Raw genomic sequence first — 2,437 nt, 5'->3', positions numbered from 1 at the left:
CACCGCCACCCGAAAAATTGCCGGTATCGGCGCTTACAGGAGTCGTCATGCACTTTACTAACTTCCTTCAGCGTTACTTCGATATAGAGATTGAACATACCTTTGACCCTACCATTCAGGGCAGCAACGAAACGGGTAAAGACGTCACTAAAATCTGGATCTATGAGAAGGGCGAGGATAGCGAACCGCTGCTTACTCTGACAGAAGCATGGTGGTATACCGAGACAAAAACGGCTGGTAACTGGCTTATCGGCAACGTGTATTCAACGCTTGAGCATGGGCGTGAAATTCATGAAAGCGAATTTCGTAAACTGGTAACAGCTGGCAAGGTGATATCAGCATGAGTAAGGGGAATAAAATGCTTATTAATCGGATAGCGGTTATCGGGCTTGCAGTTGTCGCAGCCGCTACGCAGGCAGGTGTGCCGCCGGTTAAGTTTTTTTACCGGGATACAGTCCCGGTAAGCATTACGCTGGACGAACCCGCAACGGGTTGCAGCATGGCCGGTGTGATTGTTCATCCAGTGGATCGGCCAGCGGCAAAAGTGGCGTGGTTTAGCGAGCGGATTTGCGGTAAAAAACGTTACCCGGTTAGCTTTATCAGTGATGAAATTAGCGCCCCGCATAACGTGATCCATAAAGGGGAAAAGTTTCACGTTACCCCGGCTCAGGTCAATCTCCTGGACGCGCAAAACCTCTAATTAAATCATCGGGTGGCAATACCGCCGCCCGAACAATCGCCGGTATCGGCAACCATCAAGGAGTTCACATGTATCACTATCTCGTTTTTGTCCCTCTCGCATTAATTTTTAGCGCCGCTGCGCTTGCCCTGCCCTGGTTTATCGTTCGTGCGGGATACAGGGATCTGGTGCAGATCACCTGCGCCTGCGTCTCTGTTCTGGGCCTGTGTGCGGCGACAGGGGTTTTCAGCTACTTCGATAATAAGCCGCTTGCGTTTCTGTACGGTTGCGGCGCGCTGGCGTGCTTTTTGTACGCGGTAGACTGCGCGATACCGTTGTATATGACGCGTAAAAAGCCACGTAAGCAGCTGTAAGAAAAAAGGCGGGTAATCCCCGCCTTTTTTATTGAGGCTGTCAGAAAGCGATTCAGGCACTCTATGAACGCTTTGCAAGATATAAAATTTTGTATGCACATTCAGTACTTATATTGACTTTGAGGACATAATCACCGATAATTAAATCATCGGGAGGCAACACCGTCGCCCGCAAAATTGCCGGTATCGGCGCGCAAAGGAGTACATCATGGATTACCAGACCCGCTTAAATTCTGATATAACCAAAGAGATTGATTATCTGGCATCACTGCGTAAACAACGCATGGTGGCGGATCTGCGCACAGAGCTGGTTTACGGCTCCCTGGAGCGTCTGGCAGATATGATCTGCAACACCGTCACTGACTGGTCGCTTCCCTGCCCTGTTCTGCCGCTTTCTTCCGTACAGCAATGGCACAAAGCCCGCGAAATCGTCCTGGCAGATTATGAGGACTTCGGCCACGATGCCTGGGACTTTGCCCGCCACTATATGAAAACAGAGCTTAGCTTCGGTTATGCCTGCTACAAAGACGATATTGCCTGATGATTAACAACATGGGGGGCTAACGCCCCCCTGATAAACTGACCCTTTTAATGGCCTTACCGCCGATTTCAGATGGAACGAGAGATAAACAGCGGCAGACTCCGGGCGTTACCCCTTCGGGGCCGCTCTGCTGTGCTGCGCATCGAGCCGGTTCCCGTCTCGCCCCGCTTACGCGGGCAGCGGCCGCTAACGCCTCCGGCCTTCGGCCTCCGCGCTCCGCTTGGCCTCCGGGCTTCGCCCTCCGCGCTGGCGCTTGGCGGCTGGCGTCAGCCGCCAGCCAGGTTCGCCGGTATCTCAGCTGCCCGGTCATAAAGCCGTTCCGTTGGCGTGGGTCGTTCCGCCTATGACCGCAGTGAAACCGGGCGCGGCAGGTTGTCAACAGACGCTTCGCTCAAGCTGTTGACAACCTGCCTTATTCGCCCGGTTACAGTGCGGCCGTCGGAAACGACACCCCGCCAACTTCTCTACAGGTGCTATATGACCTCTACCATCCTCGAAAACCTACCGCAAATCATCACCTCGCTGGCCGCTCTGATTACGGCCGTAACCGGCCTAATCAAAGTGCTACGCGACAAAGACAAGTAACAGCCATCGGGGCGGCTGTGCCGCCCCTTTGCAGCTGCTTGCCGGTGATCTCTCCAGTTTATGTTCTGACATTGTGCTAAATCCTGATGCCACACAGGGCGTTACCCCTTCGGGGCCGCTCTGCTGTGCTGCGCATCGAGCCGGTTCCCGTCTCGCCCCGCTTACGCGGGCAGCGGCCGCTAACGCCTCCGGCCTTCGGCCTCCGCGCTCCGCTTGGCAGGCCACACCCTGCGCCGGACTCGCCCGGCCGCAAGCGGC

The 2,437-nt window shown here is 54.8% G+C and carries 4 protein-coding genes; all 4 read left to right on the top strand.

What is annotated here, in order from left to right; all coding sequences use genetic code 11:
• Positions 1–47: 47 nt before the first annotated feature.
• The 4 genes from ccgD (at position 48) to NMC31_RS25970 (ending at position 1,594) form a co-directional block, all read left to right on the top strand.
• A complete protein-coding gene (ccgD, locus tag NMC31_RS25985) occupies positions 48–344 on the top strand; it encodes a protein CcgD (protein ID WP_000545925.1) in 297 nt (98 codons plus the stop codon).
• A gap of 14 nt (positions 345–358) precedes the next feature.
• Entirely contained in the window at positions 359–700 is a 342-nt protein-coding gene (locus tag NMC31_RS25980) for a hypothetical protein (protein ID WP_015344948.1), read from the top strand.
• Between the two features lie 68 nt (positions 701–768).
• Positions 769–1,053: a protein CcgC gene (gene ccgC, locus NMC31_RS25975; RefSeq protein WP_001750002.1), complete on the top strand. Its 285-nt coding sequence runs from the start codon at positions 769–771 to the stop codon at positions 1,051–1,053.
• 208 nt (positions 1,054–1,261) lie between these two features.
• Positions 1,262–1,594 carry a hypothetical protein gene (locus tag NMC31_RS25970; RefSeq protein ID WP_012561126.1) on the top strand — a complete coding sequence of 111 codons (333 nt, stop codon included), beginning with the start codon at positions 1,262–1,264 and terminating at the stop codon, positions 1,592–1,594.
• Positions 1,595–2,437: the final 843 nt, after the last annotated feature.

This window comes from Pseudocitrobacter vendiensis (assembly GCF_943590815.1).
GTDB lineage: Bacteria > Pseudomonadota > Gammaproteobacteria > Enterobacterales > Enterobacteriaceae > Pseudocitrobacter > Pseudocitrobacter vendiensis.
This window is presented reverse-complemented; position numbering and strand designations above follow the sequence as displayed.

What these genes read in the sequence shown, in the direction of transcription:
- ccgC (WP_001750002.1), top strand. Translation starts at nt 769, where the DNA reads ATGTATCACTATCTCGTTTTTGTCCCTCTCGCATTAATTTTTAGCGCC.
- ccgD (WP_000545925.1), top strand. Translation starts at nt 48, where the DNA reads ATGCACTTTACTAACTTCCTTCAGCGTTACTTCGATATAGAGATTGAA.
- NMC31_RS25980 (WP_015344948.1), top strand. Translation starts at nt 359, where the DNA reads ATGCTTATTAATCGGATAGCGGTTATCGGGCTTGCAGTTGTCGCAGCC.
- NMC31_RS25970 (WP_012561126.1), top strand. Translation starts at nt 1,262, where the DNA reads ATGGATTACCAGACCCGCTTAAATTCTGATATAACCAAAGAGATTGAT.